An 18,811-nucleotide genomic window follows, 5' to 3' on the forward strand; every position below is an offset into this window, starting at 1 on the left:
GAAAGGAGGAAAAAGATGTTTAGAAAAATACTAAAACAGCTTAATCGTGGCAGCAGCGAGCGCAGACATCGCCGCTATCATGGCAGCAGCAGTAGTAAGCGACGACACCACTATTATCACAGTGGCAGTGGCAGCAGTGGGCGCCATCGACACCATCCAATGAGTGGTAGTAAGCGTTACAAACGAAGAAGCTGGGGAAGCAGCAGCTAGTATCCCCCACTTGCTTTAATGGCAGCATGCAGATCTGCCTGAATTTCACGAGGATTTGAATAAGGACGAAGCAGCCGGAGTAACCTTTTCAGCAAATGAACCGTTTCATCCGCCAAAGAAAGTTCTTCTGTCCAAGGAAGAGCTTTTTTACTTTTGGAAGAATATGTCGTGTAAAGCAAATATAAAAGGATATCACCTAGATCATAATAATCCTGCAGTTTCATCTCCATAATAGCTTTATGAGAATAGACCGGATCATTTGAAGCGGCATGTTTTGCCAATCCAAAATCGATTAAAAAAGGTTCGTCATTTTTCAGCAAAATATTTGGAATCCGTAAATCCAGATGATAAATATCCCTTTTATGCAGATAATCAATTAATACGAGTAAATGGGCAAGGAAGAGCAGTGATTCTTGCTCGTTAAACGTTTTTTTCTTTAAAAAAATCTGCTTATCCAAATTATCCCCTTCCATGTAGCTCATAACATAAAAGAAATTACCGTTATGCGAAAAGGATTCATACAACGTTGGCATATTTTTATGTTCCAGCATACGTAATACAGCAATTTCCTTGTTAAAGATGTCAACCTCATTACGTTTACGCTGCTTGCTTGGCCGAAGCTGTTTAAGCCCTTTATTCTCCATGGTTTTCAAATCTTTGCAAAGATAAACAATACCATAGCTTCCAGTTCCGATAAGATCCAGAACCTGATAACTATCCTGTAAAACTGTCCCTGTTTGGAGTGGTTTGTCAACAAAATACTGATAGGTTTTTCTTATAAAACGTAAGATATGCACGACAATCACCTCGATCCAGAATCAGTCATTACTTTAATGACATATTTTGAATACTATTATACATGAAAATGGGACAGGCGAGCTTGGAATAATAAAAACAAACATTCTCCCTAAATCAAATGCCATTTTAGACTAGGGCAACGAATGGTTACCACACAAACACACCCATCCAAAATTCGACTTAACCAAAGACGATTTCTACCGTTAAGTGAGGGTAGTTTTCTTCTTTATAGCTAAAACATAGTCATTTTTCCCTAATATTTTCAAAACGCGTAAAAGTTGTAGAATTTTGTTATAGCTTGCGTTAAAATTGAAGTAATATAACGTTTAGAAAAGTCACTCAAAAAAGGAATGTAGCTTATGACCTACCACATCAACCTAATAAAACTCCTTTTTTCTATGGATGACCATTTATATCGAATTAATAAGGCAGAAAAAATCCAAGCTTTATGGAAATGGTGTTCACTTCTTTGCCTATTCAGTATCATTATATATGGCTGGATGGCGTTACTTGGGATTGGTTCCGATTTTATATCAAGTCATGCAACTGCATTAAACCCAACGGAATATGAGTTAAGCAAATTAGGCTTTGTTATTGGCCGGGGTTTGTACGCTATTTTGCTAACTGCTATTATCTTATTTCTTTCGGCACTTATCTTTTATTCCATAACCGGTATACCTTTTCGTAAACTGATCATTATGCAGCAGGTTGTGCTGTTAATGATGCTTGTCGAACGGGTTTTATGGATACCGCTGATGCTTTACTGGGGCCTGGATTGGTATGTTTCCCCATTGTCATTTGGCATTATCGCCTCTTATTTTACCGAATATCAGTGGATCATCTATTTTTTTGGTGCAATATCATTATTTCAATTATGGATTATCGGCTTTCAGGTCAAATTTTTACGTTACCTGTCTCCAATCAAACGACGGTGGATTTGGCTTACTGTCATTCTTTTACATATATTCTATTGGGCTGCAGCTGCTTCCTTGGCCTTGATTGATAATCATTTGGTAAGGGGGTGGTTTGGTTGAACCGGAGAAAAGTGATCCTTTTATGTGTAACTCTATTCGTTGGAATCAATAGTATATTACTAGTCATGGATGATAAAAAAGTAGAAAGAAAATCGTATGTGAGGGAATGGTCGAGAATAATAACTGCGGATATGTATGAAAAAATGCATAAACCAGGTGTCTTGACTCCAGTGGAAGAAAACAATGTCTACTTCAATGAAAAGATGGGGACCTTCGGGGAATTTTTACTGGAAGAAGGGGCAAAGGTAAACGTGGGCGATGCATTGTACACCTATCAGGTTCCAGACTATTATGCAACGAAAGCACAGCTAGAAAGTGAAGTGGATACGATTAACGGGGAAATTGCGGCAATCGAGCAGGCAATGTCGTCCATTTCAAATTACCAGATTCCCAAGATTGAGATGGTATTTGGGGATGGCAACGAAAAGGAAAATAGGGAAGGTAGAAAAACAACCATTCCGTCTGCCGATGCAGAATATATGAAGGAGCAATATGTAACCGAAAAGGAAAATGAACTGGCGCAAAAAAATGCTCAGTTGAAAAGTGTGCAAGCACAGTTAACCGAATTGGAAATGAGTGGGGATACCATTACGGTAGAAAGTCCGTTTCAAGGGAATGTAACGAATGTTTCAGATTCGCTGGATGATCCAATCATAACAATTGAATCGACCCAATTACATGTAACGGGTGAATTGACAGAAAAAGAGCGAATGGTGCTGGAGCAGGGGATGCCTGCAGAAATAAGCCTTTCGGAAAATGATACGGTTTTACAGGGGACTGTTCAGGAGGTAAGTGATTCCCCTAAAACGGTTGCCTTACAAGGAACAAGTTTGTACCCATTTTATGTGGCTTTTACGGATGAAGCTAAAGATGAAAATGATACGGAACAATTATTACCTGGCTATCATATCGATATGGCAATTACAACAAATGAATCGGCAAATGCTACGGTTGCACGGGAGGACGCCGTTTTTGGCAAAACGCTGTGGAAGATGACAAGTGAAGGTAATCTAGTCAAGCAAAAGATAACAACCGGTATTCATATGAATGAACAAATCGAGATTACAAAGGGCGCCAAACCTGGAGAGTGGGTGGCCAAAGATCAAAAGCGTCAATTCCGCTCCAACGTTACGTTTATTACACCATTGAAAATCAACCATATTCACTGGAAGCAATTTTTTAAGCAAGGGAACTGGAAGAAGGATGTTGTGACTGGGTTGTTGACGAGGTAAAGGGGAATATTTTCGAAAACGAAACAAGATAAGCCTTTTAAAATTGTAAGGGTTTATTTTGTTTGGTTTTTTATTCAATGGAATGGGAATATAGTAAAGAGTAAATAGGGAGGTTTATACGATCTGACGTATTCATAGCCACGGCTCCATAAACGATAATCCAGTTATCCAATTCCAGTCATAAACGCGAGCCTTGTCCCATAAAATAGTTCAAGCAGAGTGAATAAGGAGCGAATGAGATATGGGACGTGCTGGCAAAGTTGTGAGCTGGGGGGCAGGTTTAGTACTTTTAGCATTTTTAATTAATGTTCCAATTCAAATGTCGGAACAAACATGGGAAACATGGTCACTCCCGCTTGCAGGCAAAACAATCGTAATTGACCCGGGACATGGCGGACCGGATGGTGGAGCAGAAGGAAGAGATGACACACAGGAAAAAGACGTTGCGCTTGCCGTTTCTAAAAAACTGCAAGACTATTTGCAGCAATCAGGTGCACTTGTATATTTAACAAGGGAAAAGGATACGGATTTAGCGGAAAGTGGGACGAAGGGATTGTCACGGAGAAAATCGGAGGATATCCGCAAACGCCTTGCATTTATCCATGAAAAGAAAGCTGATTTTTATGTAACGGTTCATTTAAATGCTATCCCTTCAGCCAGATGGAGTGGTGCACAAACATTTTATTATCCAAAGTTTGAAGAAAGCAAACATTTGGCAAAAATGATTCAGTCGGAAATCATACGTAATCTTGAAAACACGAAACGAACCCCTTTAGCCATTAATGGGATTTATCTTCTAAAACACGCTGAAGTTCCCGGGGCTTTAGTAGAGATTGGCTTTTTATCGAACGAGCATGAACGGGAGTTGCTAAAACAGGATGAATACCAGCTGAAAATGGCTGGCAGTATATATGAGGGTATTTTGCGGTATGTGACGGAGGATGTGGAAGAGGAATGAGGCAGGCTATATAGGAAATTTGTTAATGAATGAAGAATGGCTCCAATGCGTGAAAAATAGGTGGGGATAGCGGTTGGATAACTAAAAACCGCCTTTCCAAAAATAACATCAAGCTTTTAAAGAATAACTCATCAACGGCATTTCATTTGACTATGAATATTCATTTAATACAATGTTTGTATTATTCATTATTATTTTAGGGTAATCGGAAGAATAAATAATCAAGGCTTATACATGAAATTCCGAATACCCAAAAATTATTCACTGTGTACCAGTGGAGGAGCTTTTCTTACTTTGCCAGATAGTGTAGGAAAAAGAGATGAGCCCATCTATTATTAATACAATTCCAATTCCCCAGAATACAGTTATCCAGTTAAACTGTTCAATCTTATATATCTGAACCCACCCTCCAAGGTGGTTTAAAAAGTTGCCTTTTACCCATTCTCCAAGAGGATTTAGGTTAAATAAATGCCAGTCTGGATAATGATCAAAAATGAAGAATGCAACCTGTGCACTTACAAAAATCAAAAGATGGATATACCAACTACAGAGTTTTTTTTGCATGCATACGATTCTTTTTATTCTTTACTTTCGTCATTACATTTCCTCCTTATGTAATAAAATCGATATTTTCGTAGATAGATCATCCTAAAGTTCAAAACTCTTTATGCTTATATATATGATTGGATATGACATATGAAACTGTTATGAGGAAAATAGGCAAAAGCAAGAAGCTTATAGAGAAAATTTCATCAAATTCATCTAGCTTTCCAATAATCACTGTCATTAAAAAAAACATCATACCATACATCCCCAAAGAAAAACCAATACTACATATCTAAATTACATGAAATCTAAGATAGATAATAACTATAAAAAACTAATCTGAATCTCTGAAATCTTAATCCTTTGTCTGGTCTGACTTTTAATTATTAGGTTGTCTTAAAAAAGAAAGGACTTTTTGTTATTTTGCTAATGCCGTGTTTACCGCTTCAATTGCATGAATAACAGTTGTGTCGAATAAAGGGACTTCTGAATCTTCCTGCTTTACCAATAATCCAATTTCAGTACAACCCAATATAATTCCCTCTGCTCCATTATCAATTAAATTTTTAATCACTTCTTTATAGTAATCCTTCGATGATTGACGAATTTGTCCTAAACATAACTCTTCATAAATTATTTTATTTACAATGTTTCCTATTTCTTTTTTTGGAACAACAACTTTAATCTCATTAGACTCTATTCGTGATTTATAAAATTCTTGTTCCATCGTATATTTTGTACCAAGCAAGCCTACTGTTTTTATATTAGCGTTTTGAATTTGATTTGCTGTTGCATCAGCAATATGTAAGACAGGTATTTGTATTTTTTCTTCGATATAATCAATTACTTTGTGCATAGTATTTGTACAGATAACAATAAATTCTGCCCCTGCTTTTTCTAAAGATAATGCTACCTCTCCTAACATTTTACCCGCTCTTTCCCAGTTACTTTGTGATTGATAGCGTTCAACCTCGTTAAAATCCACACTATATAACAGACATTTCGCAGAGTGAAGTCCGCCTAATTTGTTTTTTATTTCTTCGTTTATTATCCGATAATATTCAGCCGAAGATTCCCAACTCATTCCACCTATTAGTCCAATGGTTTTCATAAATATCTCCCCTACAAAGTTAATTTTTCCAATACCCAAAGTTTAAGCTAGTTTAGTTTAAGAACATTCCGGTGTAATCTTCATTTTAATCAAATTTTGAATTACCTTTAAATTAATCCCTCCTCTCAATCTAGCCAGTTTGTAGGATAACTTTAACTGGGTCATTTTGAACTGAGTAATTTTAATTCTGTTACTTGATTTTAATACCAGAAGGACCGTGAATTTTTTGATAAAATATAATTGTCTAATATAAATTATAATACGTATGTATTGTTTTTGTATATGCATCTTTGCATAGTTCTTTTGAAGGGGGACAATATAAATGGGGACTGTTGGTGAAAATATTCTTCAATACCGCTTAAAAAGGGGGCTTTCCCGGAACGAGCTTGTTGATGGTATTTGCAATGAATCCACTTTGTTTCGAATAGAGAAGGGAAATGTTCTCCCAAGTATGTATACCGTGGAGCAGCTATGCATAAGATTAAATATTCCGATGTCAGTGCTTTTTGATGAACAAAAAGATGATGAACGTATATCAATTATTTCATTAAAACAACGTTGCAGAAAACATGTATATGACAAAAATTATGACAAACTCTCCGAAGATCTGAGGAAACTTAAGGAAGAGACCAGTAATATGAATAATTATCTAGACCACTTATTTATTGTCTGGCATGAAGCGATTATTCTTCACAAGTTAAATCGTTGTTCAAAACAAGCAAAAGAAATACTGTTAAAATCTTTACCAGATAAATATGTACTAGAAACTGAAATCGCAATGGCAAATACTTTAGGTTTAATTTGTGCGTCATCAGAAGAAACTGACGAAGCACTTCATTATTTTAAGAAAGCATATATGGAGATCAAAAATATTACAGATCTTGACGATCAAACACTATATGTTCGTGTGGTTTATAATTATGCTTCCCAACTCTTTTATTTGAAAGATTATGAGCAGGTTATAATCCTCGCCAATCAATTAATCAGCTATCTTAAAAATAATCATTTATTTTATATGAGGGGTCGAACTTTTCACATGCTGGGAAAGACTTATGAAAAAATGAGTGATTTTGTTTTGGCCGAGAAATACATGTTACAGGCGATTTCTGTCTTTACGATTGAAGAGTTAGCAGACTATCTCAAAAAAGCGGAGGAGGATTTGACAGTTATTCGTTCACACCTAGTTTGAGCAACATCCTTGGTTTGTGCTTCGGGTCATTCCTTCTCAGTTGCTAAAGTGTTAAAGACCAATTATGGGGAGGTTTGTCCGATAAGGATGTGTTAAGATGCAGGATCCGACTGAACCATATCCATTGCCGTTAAACAACATCACTGGTAAAATGGAACTATATGAAATACCAAAATTCAGAAAGGTTGTGCCCAGTTGGAAGCATCCACAATAGTCCTCGAAAGAAAAGCCGCTTACGTTGATCATGATCGCTTGTTCAAGGAATTAATTCAGGCTTTTTTCAAAGAATTCATGGAAGTATTTTTTCCAAAAGAGCATGCGTACATTAACTATTCGACTGTAAAATTTCTAGAACAGGAAGTATTCACAGATATCGTAAAAGGTGAAAAACGCAGAATTGATATCCTGGCTGAGGTGAATTTAAAAGGTGAGGATAAAATAGTTCTCATTCACATTGAGCCACAATCCTATTATCAAGAAGAATTCCATGAACGAATGTTTATCTATTGTTCTCGCCTCTATGAAAAACATCGTAAACCCATTCTCCCCATTGGTGTTTTCAGTTATAATAATTCCAAAGAAGTATCAACCGAATTTAACATGCATTTTCCTACATTGATTGTACTTCAATTCCAATACTTACAACTTCATTTGATAAAACTAAATTGGCGAGAATATATCAGAAGTGACAATCCCGTGGCAGCAGCACTTCTTAGTAAAATGGGTTATCAAGAACATGAACGTGTCCAGATAAAAATGGAATTTCTGCGTATGTTAAGCCGGATGGAGCTAAATCCAGCAAAAATGGAACTCATTTATGGCTTTTTTGAAACATATCTGAAATTAAGCAGAGAGGAAGAAGAAAAAATGCGAAAGGAAATTGAAAAACTGCCTGAAGAAGAAGCGGATCGCATACTGGAATTGCCTAATTCCTATAGAGAAGAAGGAAGAGAGGAAGGAATGGAAATAGGGATTCAACGGGGAAAAGAACAAATGGTAATGCAAATGTTGAAAAAACGATTAGCAGACGACCTTATTGCTGATATAGCAGGCTTAAGTGTGATGAAAGTAAGGGAAATGAGGAAGAGGCTGGACGAAGGTTAATGAATGTCCTTACTAATTCACCAGTCCATGATTCAAATCACTTAGATTTTACCTGATTTATGTTATACTAGCTGTGGATGATGGATTTGTGCAGGCGCTTGCAAATCCTGTCGATGCTAGAAAAGGGATGGTGATTTACGTGCTTTCAAAGGATGAAGTTATTCAATTACTTAACCCAGTTAAGGATCCTTTTTTACATAAAACACTGGAAGAAACAGCTGGTGTAAAAGAGGTTACGATAAAGGAAGATAAAAAACATGTCAGTGTTAAAGTTGCGATCGGCAAAACAAATACTGCTGAACAAATGCAACTACAGCAGCAAATTGTTGGTATTTTAAAGAAAAACGGCGCGACAACAGTTGGATTGCGCTTTGAAAAATTACCTGATGAAGTTATTCAAAAGTATCAGCCAGCCGTGGAAAAAGAACAAGAAGCATCACTTATGGGCGGAAATACGAATACGAAATTTATCGCTGTTTCCAGTGGTAAAGGTGGCGTAGGAAAGTCAACTGTTACGGTTAACCTTGCTATTGCTTTAATGCGCCTTGGGAAAAAGGTTGGCATAATCGACGCCGATATTTATGGGTTCAGTATACCAGATATGATGGGTGTGGAAACACGTCCGGTTGTACGCAATGAAAAAATTTATCCTGTTGAACGGATGGGGGTTAAAGTCATTTCGATGGGCTTTTTTGTTGAGGATAACTCCCCAATCATTTGGCGTGGCCCAATGCTCGGCAAAATGTTAAACAGCTTTTTCAAGGAAGTGGAATGGGGCGAGCTTGACTATTTACTGCTTGACCTGCCACCAGGTACTGGTGATATTGCAATGGATGTTCATGAATTGCTCCCAACCTGTAAAGAAGTCATTGTTACGACTCCACATCCAACAGCTGCGTTTGTAGCGGCTCGGGCTGGACAAATGGCCGTGAAAACAAACCATGAAATTTTAGGTGTAGTGGAAAATATGGCTTATTTTGAAAGTGAGAAAACAGGTGAGAAAGAGTATGTCTTTGGCCGGGGCGGCGGTAAAAAATTGGCAGAAGTACTGAAAACACAAGTACTTGGTCAGCTGCCACTGCAACAACCGTATGAGGAAGAGGATGTTTTCGCCCCATCTGTATATCAGGAAGATCATCCAATTGGAAAAGAATATCATAAGATCGCTGCGAAAGTTATTGCAAAAATAGAAGGTTAAAATAAGAGGTGGCTGCTGTCACCTCTTTTACGTTAAAATGGTAAAACTCATTTAGCTTACTCTTTGTTACTTTAGGATTCTCCGCCCCCGGAACCACCTTTATCCTTTGATTTATCTCCTTGTTTCTGTTTCCCTTGCTCCTCAGCAGCTTTTAATAGGGTTTCTGCCATTTTTGCTTGGAATGTTGGTGTTTGTAAGGTTTCATTGATGGTGTCTTCTAAATGGGAACGAAATTGCTGGCTTTTCATTACTTCCAGCATTTGCTTAGATACTTCCGGATTATTTAGAAGTTCCAGAAGTTGCTTTTGAAAACCTGGATCGTTCATTAAATCCTTAACAAGCTTTTTTTGTTCTTCGCCGATGGATTTTGTAAAGCTTTGAACAAATTCCGGATCCTGAAATAATTTCGTCCAAACCTCTTTTCCCTGTTCAGAGACAAGTGCTTGATTTACTGCCTTTTTCACAGCATCATCCTGCATGATCAGCTGCTGCTTCATCTTTTCGTCGGCCATTATTTCAGTAAGTGCCTTTTTTCCATCTTCGGTCTGTAATATATCAACAACCATCTTTTTCGTTGTATCATAATCGGCTTGGTCAGCTGTTGCGTTTTGATTACCACATGCGGACATCATCATGAATGTTAGCCCAGTAAAGGAAATAAAAATTGCCCGAAGCATTTTTTTAATCCTCCTTCCCTTACATATATTTAATATGAGGAAGAAAAGAGAGAAATATGCACCTTATGAAGGAAAAAAGCATTGGTTCGTGATAAAATACCATTGAATGTTAATTTCATGAAAAATATGCTTGAAATACATAGCACGAATGGCAGGAGGATTTTGGATTGAATAGTCGTAAATGGGTAAGACTGTTTTTTACAACATTGGCACTTGGTGGTGCTGCAGGACTTGTTACGAGCTTTTTTGTAAAAACAGCTTCCTATACAAAATGGTTAAACCCGTTTGATTTCTATGATTTGTTAGGTGTGCTAGTCTTTTTTATCGGCCTTGGCTTTGTGTTTAGTCTTGTCAGTCAAACCGGCTTTTTTGCCTATTTGTTTATTAACCGGTTTGGATTGGGGATATTCCGGTCATTTTGGCCAACAGTCCAGGTGTTGTTAATTGCATTTGTTATTTTTGATTTGGTCTATTTTCCATATAGTGCATCAGATGGCGAGGGGTCACTTCTTGTATCTATGTTGATAGCCGCAGGAATACTTATATATGGCTGGATTATTGCAAAAATAAAGGCGAGAGAAACGAACCAGCGGGCATTTATTCCGGCATTGTTTCTCATGGTAGTCATGACAACAGTCGAATGGGTACCAGGTCTCAGGACAAGTGGAACGGAGTATGCGTGGTTAATGATTGTGCCATTATTAGTTTGTAACACGTACCAGTTGCTTATTCTGCATCGGATTAATAAGCCAGATCCAGGACAAGCAGCAAAACCTGCACAACGCAAAAAAGGTTCCTCCGCAGTAAGCAAAAATAAGGGTACTAAAAAGCATAACTATTGGATGTGATTGCAAGGACATAAAAAACGAAGGCCGATGCGGGAAATGGCAGGCCTTCGTTTTTTATTCCAGGCGAATGAATCATTCGACCAGTTCAGACTTTGCATGGGCTTGATTAATGAGCTCGGAAATGGTAACGAATTGGAAGCCCTTATTTTTCAACCCGGGTAGAATAGTCTTTAAAGCTTCGTTTGTTTGCTTAATGGAATCGGATGCGTGCATTAAAATAATGTCGCCGTTTGATGTTTCTTTCATCACGAAATCTGTAATGGCGTCTGTTCCAGGGTTTTTCCAGTCATTTGGGTTTACATTCCAATGAATCACGTGAAGGCCGAGGTTCTCTGCTAATGTGATGATTTCTTCGTTGAACTGTCCGCTTGGTGGCCGGACAAGGTTGATATCTTTGTAACCGAGCTTGCCAAACACCTCTTTCGCATGCAGCAAGTCCTTTTTTACTTGGTCCGTTTCCTGCTCCAAATAGCTCTTATAACGGTATCCAAGCATGCCAAGTTCATGTTCACCATCGGTAATTTTTTCGACTATTTCCGGATGCCGCTCCGCCCATTCACCACTTACAAAGAAGGTTGCTTGTACATTTTCTTGTTTCAGGCGCTTCAAAATATCAAATACCTTTTCTTCCCCCCAGCTAATATTAAAGGTTAATGCAATATTAGCCTCGTCCTTATTACCTTTCGTTAAAGCTGTAGGCTCTTCTTCAGCGGAAAAAACAGAAAATGCACCGTCGCGTTCAAACCACAAAATTAATGCGGTAAACAAGGCAAGTAAGATAACGACCATCCAACGTTTACCTTTATTTAATCGTAATGTGTAAAAGTGCTCCATCTCCATCCTCCTAAAATTTCTTTATTCTAAGTTTATGAATGGGATGGACCAATATAGAACAAGCTATTGGATGGATAAAACACAGCTAACGGGACATGCTAGAGCATAAAAGGCAGTGAAAAAGAAGGTGTAGTCGATTAGGGAGAGACCAATCATGTACATAAAATAAAAGCAGAACAACCGACAAAATTCGATATTGTTTACGAATGAATGTGGTACTGTACGTTTACTTAAAAGCGATGAAATACAAATAGGCAATACTAAAACGAGTTAGTTAACAGATTAGCAGATGAAGGTTTGAGGTGGAAGCAATGTTAGGATTATTAATTAATGATATAGAACAAAAAGAAGTGGAATATTTACTGAAACGGGAATTGGAAGAGTTATTAATGGATTTGGAGGATCATCGGATTGATCATTTAGTGAAGCGGGCAATGCGGGAACGGTACCGAATCCTTTTTCAATTGTTCCGGCGTGTAGCAAGTGAACAGGAATGCCTAAAGTACATGCCGAAGCGAACAAAGAATGAATAAAGTGACGTTCAAAAGCCGCAAAATTAGCAGGCCGACTAAGGACACCACGCTAATAGTTAACCTCGACATTAACACCTCTTGTACGTTCTAAGAAGGTTAAGACAGCTTAGTTAGAGTACAAAGGGAAACTCCCCCGAGTATGTATCGTACACTGGGTAAGTGGGAATATTCGCCAAGCAGCGGTCTGCTGTTGACTACTGAAGATTTATGTGGGGGGTCTCCTGGATACGTGAGCACAAAGGAAAAGGAAAGCTTCCCCGAGTTCACATCGTACGCAGGAAAAGAGCTAATATTCGCGAAGGAGCGGAGAAACAAGTAATCGTCCGGGGTCGCTGCTTATCATTTGGTTGGCTTTTTTGAACATCCTCTTAAAGGAAATACGTGAAATTTTTCTTCTTTAATGAATTAGGAATAACTGTATCGACAGCTAGTGCCGCATGTCTGAAATATATAACACATTGTTCACAGTTTCTTGAGAACGTATAGGATGGTTAATTCAGCTAAGTGGTACTAACTCATTTTCTTTGGAGGGTGAGGAGGCAGTTTTACCTGCCTCATGCAGATGTTAGTTAAACCAATGGGATTTCAGAGACAGGCCTTGAATATTGAAGTGGGAATCTTGGTTTCTTTAAAACTTGATAAACAAGATTGGTTGAGGCAATAGTGAAGTATGCTATTGTCCGTTTTATTTTATAATCCGTAGTCGATTAAAAAAAAGACTTGACACCTTTGTGGGGTGATTAAGAAAGATCTTATAAATTTTTCTCGTAATTTGTTGAAATAAAGTAAAATATATGCTATATTATTTCTTGTTGTCAGGTCGTTCATTATGGAGTCTTTAGTCTTTATAAAAATTATTTTTAAAAAACCTATTGACTTTTTTGAATAACCCTGATAGACTATATCTTGTCGCTAAAAACGACATAAGAAAAATTGCTCTTTGAAAACTGAACAAAACAACCAGTATGTAACGGATGTCAGAGGTTAGGTCAGAAGTCGGATCATTTGATTTGGATGGAGGACTAGAGCCCTGAAATCAATTTTTGAAGCTAAGACATTTCATAAGATTAATTGGTGTTAATCTTATTGCAAACTTTTTTGGAGAGTTTGATCTTGGCTCAGGACGAACGCTGGCGGCGTGCCTAATACATGCAAGTCGAGCGCGGGAAGCAAGCTGAATCCTTCGGGAGGACGCTAGTGGAACGAGCGGCGGACGGGTGAGTAACACGTGGGCAACCTGCCTGTAAGATCGGGATAACTCCGGGAAACCGGGGCTAATACCGGATAATACTTTTTCTCGCGTGGGGAGAAGTTGAAAGATGGCTTCGGCTATCGCTTACAGATGGGCCCGCGGCGCATTAGCTAGTTGGTAGGGTAACGGCCTACCAAGGCAACGATGCGTAGCCGACCTGAGAGGGTGATCGGCCACACTGGGACTGAGACACGGCCCAGACTCCTACGGGAGGCAGCAGTAGGGAATCTTCCGCAATGGACGAAAGTCTGACGGAGCAACGCCGCGTGAGTGATGAAGGTTTTCGGATCGTAAAACTCTGTTGTGAGGGAAGAACAAGTACCGTTCGAAGAGGGCGGTACCGTGACGGTACCTCACCAGAAAGCCCCGGCTAACTACGTGCCAGCAGCCGCGGTAATACGTAGGGGGCAAGCGTTGTCCGGAATTATTGGGCGTAAAGCGCGCGCAGGCGGTCTTTTAAGTCTGATGTGAAATCTCGCGGCTCAACCGCGAGCGGTCATTGGAAACTGGAGGACTTGAGTGCAGAAGAGGAGAGTGGAATTCCACGTGTAGCGGTGAAATGCGTAGAGATGTGGAGGAACACCAGTGGCGAAGGCGACTCTCTGGTCTGTAACTGACGCTGAGGTGCGAAAGCGTGGGGAGCGAACAGGATTAGATACCCTGGTAGTCCACGCCGTAAACGATGAGTGCTAGGTGTTAGGGGGTTTCCGCCCCTTAGTGCTGAAGTTAACGCATTAAGCACTCCGCCTGGGGAGTACGGCCGCAAGGCTGAAACTCAAAAGAATTGACGGGGGCCCGCACAAGCGGTGGAGCATGTGGTTTAATTCGAAGCAACGCGAAGAACCTTACCAGGTCTTGACATCCTCTGCTAGCGCTAGAGATAGCGTGTTCCCTTCGGGGACAGAGAGACAGGTGGTGCATGGTTGTCGTCAGCTCGTGTCGTGAGATGTTGGGTTAAGTCCCGCAACGAGCGCAACCCTTGATCTTAGTTGCCAGCATTCAGTTGGGCACTCTAAGGTGACTGCCGGTGACAAACCGGAGGAAGGTGGGGATGACGTCAAATCATCATGCCCCTTATGACCTGGGCTACACACGTGCTACAATGGATGGAACAAAGGGCAGCGAAGCCGCAAGGTGAAGCAAATCCCATAAAACCATTCCCAGTTCGGATTGCAGGCTGCAACTCGCCTGCATGAAGCCGGAATCGCTAGTAATCGCGGATCAGCATGCCGCGGTGAATACGTTCCCGGGCCTTGTACACACCGCCCGTCACACCACGAGAGTTGGCAACACCCGAAGTCGGTGAGGTAACCATTTGGAGCCAGCCGCCGAAGGTGGGGCCAATGATTGGGGTGAAGTCGTAACAAGGTAGCCGTATCGGAAGGTGCGGCTGGATCACCTCCTTTCTAAGGATAACTACGGAACGTGAAAGAGTCATCTTTCATAAGCCATACTGGGTTGTTTAGTTCAGTTTTGAGAGAGTAATTTCTCTTTCTATATAACATATGGATGGGCCTGTAGCTCAGCTGGTTAGAGCGCACGCCTGATAAGCGTGAGGTCGGTGGTTCGAGTCCACTCAGGCCCACCATCTATAAGAGAGTCACGGGGCCTTAGCTCAGCTGGGAGAGCGCCTGCTTTGCACGCAGGAGGTCAGCGGTTCGATCCCGCTAGGCTCCATTTTTGTACCTTGAAAACTAAATAAGAGAAAGACAAACAACGACATCAAACGTAATAGCGTTTTTAGAGCTTAGAAAATAGTTAAGTGAAGAAGGGCGCACGGTGGATGCCTTGGCACTAGGAGCCGAAGAAGGACGGGACTAACACCGATATGCCTCGGGGAGTCGTAAGTAGACTGCGATCCGGGGATTTCCGAATGGGGGAACCCACTGCTCGTAATGGAGCAGTACCTGTATCTGAATACATAGGATACAGGAGGCAGACCCGGGGAACTGAAACATCTCAGTACCCGGAGGAAGAGAAAGCAAACGCGATTTCCTGAGTAGCGGCGAGCGAAACGGAAACAGCCCAAACCAAAAGGCTTGCCTTTTGGGGTTGTAGGACACTCCACCAGGAGTTATCAAGAAATGTGTTAGACGAATCGATCTGGAACGATCAGCCAAAGCAGGTAAGAGCCCTGTAGTTGAAAAGGCATTTCCTCCGGAGTGGATCCTGAGTACGGCGGAACACGTGGAATTCCGTCGGAATCCGGGAGGACCATCTCCCAAGGCTAAATACTCCCTAGTGACCGATAGTGAACCAGTACCGTGAGGGAAAGGTGAAAAGCACCCCGGGAGGGGAGTGAAAGAGAACCTGAAACCGTGCGCTTACAAGTAGTCGGAGCACATTGATGTGTGACGGCGTACCTTTTGTAGAATGGACCGGCGAGTTACGATCGTATGCAAGGTTAAGTGGAAGACACGGAGCCGCAGCGAAAGCGAGTCTGAACAGGGCGAATGAGTATGCGGTCGTAGACCCGAAACCGTGTGATCTACCCATGTCCAGGGTGAAGGTCAGGTAACACTGACTGGAGGCCCGAACCCACGTATGTTGAAAAATGCGGGGATGAGGTGTGGGTAGGGGTGAAATGCCAATCGAACACGGAGATAGCTGGTTCTCTCCGAAATAGCTTTAGGGCTAGCCTCAAGGATAGCGAGTACTGGAGGTAGAGCACTGATTGGACTAGGGGCCCTCACCGGGTTACCGAATTCAGTCAAACTCCGAATGCCAGCTACTTCCCCTTGGGAGTCAGACTATGGGTGATAAGGTTCATAGTCGAAAGGGAAACAGCCCAGACCGCCAGCTAAGGTCCCCAAGTATACGTTAAGTGGAAAAGGATGTGGCGTTGCCCAGACAACCAGGATGTTGGCTTAGAAGCAGCCATCATTTAAAGAGTGCGTAATAGCTCACTGGTCGAGTGACACTGCGCCGAAAATATACCGGGGCTAAACGTATCACCGAAGCTGCGGATCCAGAGGTCAGATATCAGAGGCCGGAAGTCGGAAAAAGAGAGTGAATAGAAGATGATAAAAAGTTACCAAGAATTAAGAGTTTATAAAATCTCTTATCGGCTTGCGTTACAAGTTCATCAAATCACCCTAGAATTTCCAGACTTCGAAAAGTATGAACTTGGAAGTCAATTAAGAAGAGCAGCTACTTCCATACCCGTAAATATTGCTGAAGGGTATGGTAAGAAAAGTACGATTGCTGATTTTAAAAGGTTTTTGTTGATAGCACAGGGGTCTAAAGATGAGGTAAAGGTTTTATTAGAATTATCTAAGGATCTTCAATATATCAACAATGAGACTTTCGAGGAATTGTTTAACCAGTATGATGATTTAGGAAAGCAACTTTATTCAATGATCCAAAAATGGGTTTAAAGTAAATCTGACATCTGGTTTCTGATATCTGACTTCTGTGATGGTAGGAGAGCGTTCCAAGTGCTGCGAAGTCAGACCGTGAGGACTGGTGGAGCGCTTGGAAGTGAGAATGCCGGTATGAGTAGCGAAAAAAGAGTGAGAATCTCTTTCACCGAATGCCTAAGGTTTCCTGAGGAAGGCTCGTCCGCTCAGGGTTAGTCGGGACCTAAGCCGAGGCCGAAAGGCGTAGGCGATGGACAACAGGCAGATATTCCTGTACCACCTCATGACCGTTATGTAGCGATGGGGAGACGCAGTAGGATAAGGAAAGCGCACCGATGGATGTGTGCGCCCAAGCAGTAAGAGAGCTGGATAGGCAAATCCGTTCAGCAATCTCAAGCTGTGATGGGGAGTGAACATGAGTAGCGAAGTTCCTGATTTCACACTGCCAAGAAAACCCTCTAGCGAGGTCACAGGTGCCCGTACCGCAAACCGACACAGGTAGGCGAGGAGAGAATCCTAAGGTGATCGGGAGAACTCTCGTTAAGGAACTCGGCAAAATGACCCCGTAACTTCGGGAGAAGGGGTGCTTCATTTACATGGAGCCGCAGTGAATAGGCCCAAGCGACTGTTTAGCAAAAACACAGGTCTCTGCGAAGCCGAAAGGCGAAGTATAGGGGCTGACACCTGCCCGGTGCTGGAAGGTTAAGGGGAAGCGTTAGTACCTTCGGGTGCGAAGCGCAGAACCGAAGCCCCAGTAAACGGCGGCCGTAACTATAACGGTCCTAAGGTAGCGAAATTCCTTGTCGGGTAAGTTCCGACCCGCACGAAAGGTGCAACGACTTGGGCACTGTCTCAACGAGAGACCCGGTGAAATTATACGATGCGTGAAGATGCGCATTACCCGCGACAGGACGGAAAGACCCCGTGGAGCTTTACTGTAGCCTGATATTGCATGTTGGTACAGCTTGTACAGGATAGGTGGGAGCCTTAGAACCCGGAGCGCCAGCTTCGGTGGAGGCACCCGTGGGATACCACCCTGGCTGTACGGACATTCTAACCCAGGACCGTCATCCGGTTCGGAGACAGTGTCAGGCGGGCAGTTTGACTGGGGCGGTCGCCTCCTAAAAGGTAACGGAGGCGCCCAAAGGTTCCCTCAGAATGGTTGGAAATCATTCGTAGCGTGTAAAGGCAGAAGGGAGCTTGACTGCGAGACCTACAAGTCGAGCAGGGACGAAAGTCGGGCTTAGTGATCCGGTGGTTCCGCATGGAAGGGCCATCGCTCAACGGATAAAAGCTACCCCGGGGATAACAGGCTTATCTCCCCCAAGAGTTCACATCGACGGGGAGGTTTGGCACCTCGATGTCGGCTCATCGCATCCTGGGGCTGTAGTCGGTCCCAAGGGTTGGGCTGTTCGCCCATTAAAGCGGTACGCGAGCTGGGTTCAGAACGTCGTGAGACAGTTCGGTCCCTATCCGTCGTGGGCGCTGGAAGTTTGAGAGGAGCTGTCCTTAGTACGAGAGGACCGGGATGGACACACCGCTGGTGTACCAGTTGTTCCGCCAGGAGCATAGCTGGGTAGCTACGTGTGGCAAGGATAAGTGCTGAAAGCATCTAAGCATGAAGCCACCCTCAAGATGAGACTTCCCACTTCCAGAGGTCAGAGTTCAGAAGCCAGAAGTCAGAGAAAAAGCTTTGGCTGGGAAGGTTCAGGATGAATGAATCCGACCTCCGGTTTCTGACATCTGACCTCTGGAAGGTAAGATCCCTCAGAGACGATGAGGTAGATAGGTCCGAGGTGGAAGCGTGGTGACACGTGGAGCTGACGGATACTAATCGATCGAGGACTTAACTATAACCCATCTAATCTGATTTCGTTGTTTGTGGATCTCTTATTTAGTTTTTAAGGTATAAAAAAAGTTATACCACA

General features: G+C 41.8%; 12 protein-coding genes, 2 tRNA genes and 2 rRNA genes. 12 read left to right on the forward strand and 4 right to left on the reverse strand.

Annotated features, from left to right (window positions below):
* Positions 1 to 206: 206 nt before the first annotated feature.
* Positions 207 to 1,007: a protein kinase domain-containing protein gene (locus CZ382_RS14860; protein WP_088051965.1), complete on the reverse strand. Its 801-nt coding sequence runs from the start codon at positions 1,005 to 1,007 to the stop codon at positions 207 to 209.
* A gap of 360 nt (positions 1,008 to 1,367) precedes the next feature.
* Here CZ382_RS14860 and CZ382_RS14865 point away from each other — a divergent pair, with 360 nt between their 5' ends.
* The 3 genes from CZ382_RS14865 to cwlD all read left to right on the forward strand — a co-directional run bounded on the left by CZ382_RS14865 (position 1,368) and on the right by cwlD (position 4,232).
* On the forward strand, positions 1,368 to 2,042 hold the full coding sequence (locus tag CZ382_RS14865; protein WP_088051966.1) for a hypothetical protein: 675 nt from the start codon (positions 1,368 to 1,370) through the stop codon (positions 2,040 to 2,042).
* Entirely contained in the window at positions 2,039 to 3,274 is a 1,236-nt protein-coding gene (locus tag CZ382_RS14870) for an efflux RND transporter periplasmic adaptor subunit (RefSeq protein WP_088051967.1), read from the forward strand. The genes CZ382_RS14865 and CZ382_RS14870 overlap by 4 nt, the downstream gene beginning before the upstream one ends.
* 241 nt (positions 3,275 to 3,515) lie before the next feature.
* Positions 3,516 to 4,232, forward strand: coding sequence for an N-acetylmuramoyl-L-alanine amidase CwlD (cwlD, locus tag CZ382_RS14875; protein WP_088051968.1), 717 nt, complete (start codon positions 3,516 to 3,518; stop codon positions 4,230 to 4,232).
* A gap of 964 nt (positions 4,233 to 5,196) precedes the next feature.
* On the opposite strand, the gene CZ382_RS14885 is transcribed toward cwlD, so the two are convergent.
* Entirely contained in the window at positions 5,197 to 5,889 is a 693-nt protein-coding gene (locus CZ382_RS14885) for an aspartate/glutamate racemase family protein (protein ID WP_088051970.1), read from the reverse strand.
* A 322-nt stretch (positions 5,890 to 6,211) separates the two neighbouring features.
* Between CZ382_RS14885 and CZ382_RS14890 the strand changes: the two genes are divergently transcribed.
* From CZ382_RS14890 to CZ382_RS14900, 3 genes are all read left to right on the forward strand, one after another.
* Complete coding sequence (locus CZ382_RS14890) at positions 6,212 to 7,078, forward strand: helix-turn-helix domain-containing protein (RefSeq protein WP_088051971.1); 867 nt, start codon at positions 6,212 to 6,214, stop codon at positions 7,076 to 7,078.
* A gap of 195 nt (positions 7,079 to 7,273) precedes the next feature.
* On the forward strand, positions 7,274 to 8,182 hold the full coding sequence (locus CZ382_RS14895; protein ID WP_235000445.1) for an Rpn family recombination-promoting nuclease/putative transposase: 909 nt from the start codon (positions 7,274 to 7,276) through the stop codon (positions 8,180 to 8,182).
* A gap of 127 nt (positions 8,183 to 8,309) precedes the next feature.
* A complete protein-coding gene (locus CZ382_RS14900) occupies positions 8,310 to 9,380 on the forward strand; it encodes an Mrp/NBP35 family ATP-binding protein (RefSeq protein WP_250889888.1) in 1,071 nt (356 codons plus the stop codon).
* Positions 9,381 to 9,451: 71 nt separating this feature from the next.
* Here CZ382_RS14900 and gerD read toward each other — a convergent pair whose 3' ends face one another.
* Positions 9,452 to 10,057, reverse strand: a complete 606-nt coding sequence (gene gerD, locus CZ382_RS14905) for a spore germination lipoprotein GerD (protein WP_088051972.1) — start codon at positions 10,055 to 10,057, stop codon at positions 9,452 to 9,454.
* 167 nt (positions 10,058 to 10,224) lie between these two features.
* Between gerD and CZ382_RS14910 the strand changes: the two genes are divergently transcribed.
* Entirely contained in the window at positions 10,225 to 10,905 is a 681-nt protein-coding gene (locus tag CZ382_RS14910; protein WP_088051973.1) for a KinB-signaling pathway activation protein, read from the forward strand.
* A 72-nt stretch (positions 10,906 to 10,977) separates the two neighbouring features.
* Here CZ382_RS14910 and pdaB read toward each other — a convergent pair whose 3' ends face one another.
* On the reverse strand, positions 10,978 to 11,739 hold the full coding sequence (gene pdaB / locus CZ382_RS14915) for a polysaccharide deacetylase family sporulation protein PdaB (RefSeq protein WP_088051974.1): 762 nt from the start codon (positions 11,737 to 11,739) through the stop codon (positions 10,978 to 10,980).
* Between the two features lie 311 nt (positions 11,740 to 12,050).
* Between pdaB and CZ382_RS14920 the strand changes: the two genes are divergently transcribed.
* From CZ382_RS14920 to CZ382_RS14940, 5 genes are all read left to right on the forward strand, one after another.
* Positions 12,051 to 12,272: a hypothetical protein gene (locus CZ382_RS14920; protein ID WP_088051975.1), complete on the forward strand. Its 222-nt coding sequence runs from the start codon at positions 12,051 to 12,053 to the stop codon at positions 12,270 to 12,272.
* 1,095 nt (positions 12,273 to 13,367) lie between these two features.
* Positions 13,368 to 14,930: ribosomal RNA gene (locus tag CZ382_RS14925) — 16S ribosomal RNA — on the forward strand.
* A gap of 105 nt (positions 14,931 to 15,035) precedes the next feature.
* Positions 15,036 to 15,112 (forward strand) — tRNA-Ile (locus CZ382_RS14930).
* A gap of 16 nt (positions 15,113 to 15,128) precedes the next feature.
* Positions 15,129 to 15,201: transfer RNA gene (locus CZ382_RS14935), tRNA-Ala, on the forward strand.
* Positions 15,202 to 15,280: 79 nt separating this feature from the next.
* Positions 15,281 to 18,737: ribosomal RNA gene (locus CZ382_RS14940) — 23S ribosomal RNA — on the forward strand.
* The 16S and 23S rRNA genes sit together here with 2 tRNA genes alongside, the layout of an rRNA operon.
* Positions 18,738 to 18,811: the final 74 nt, after the last annotated feature.

Source organism: Virgibacillus dakarensis (assembly GCF_900155625.1).
GTDB lineage: Bacteria > Bacillota > Bacilli > Bacillales > Amphibacillaceae > Lentibacillus_C > Lentibacillus_C populi.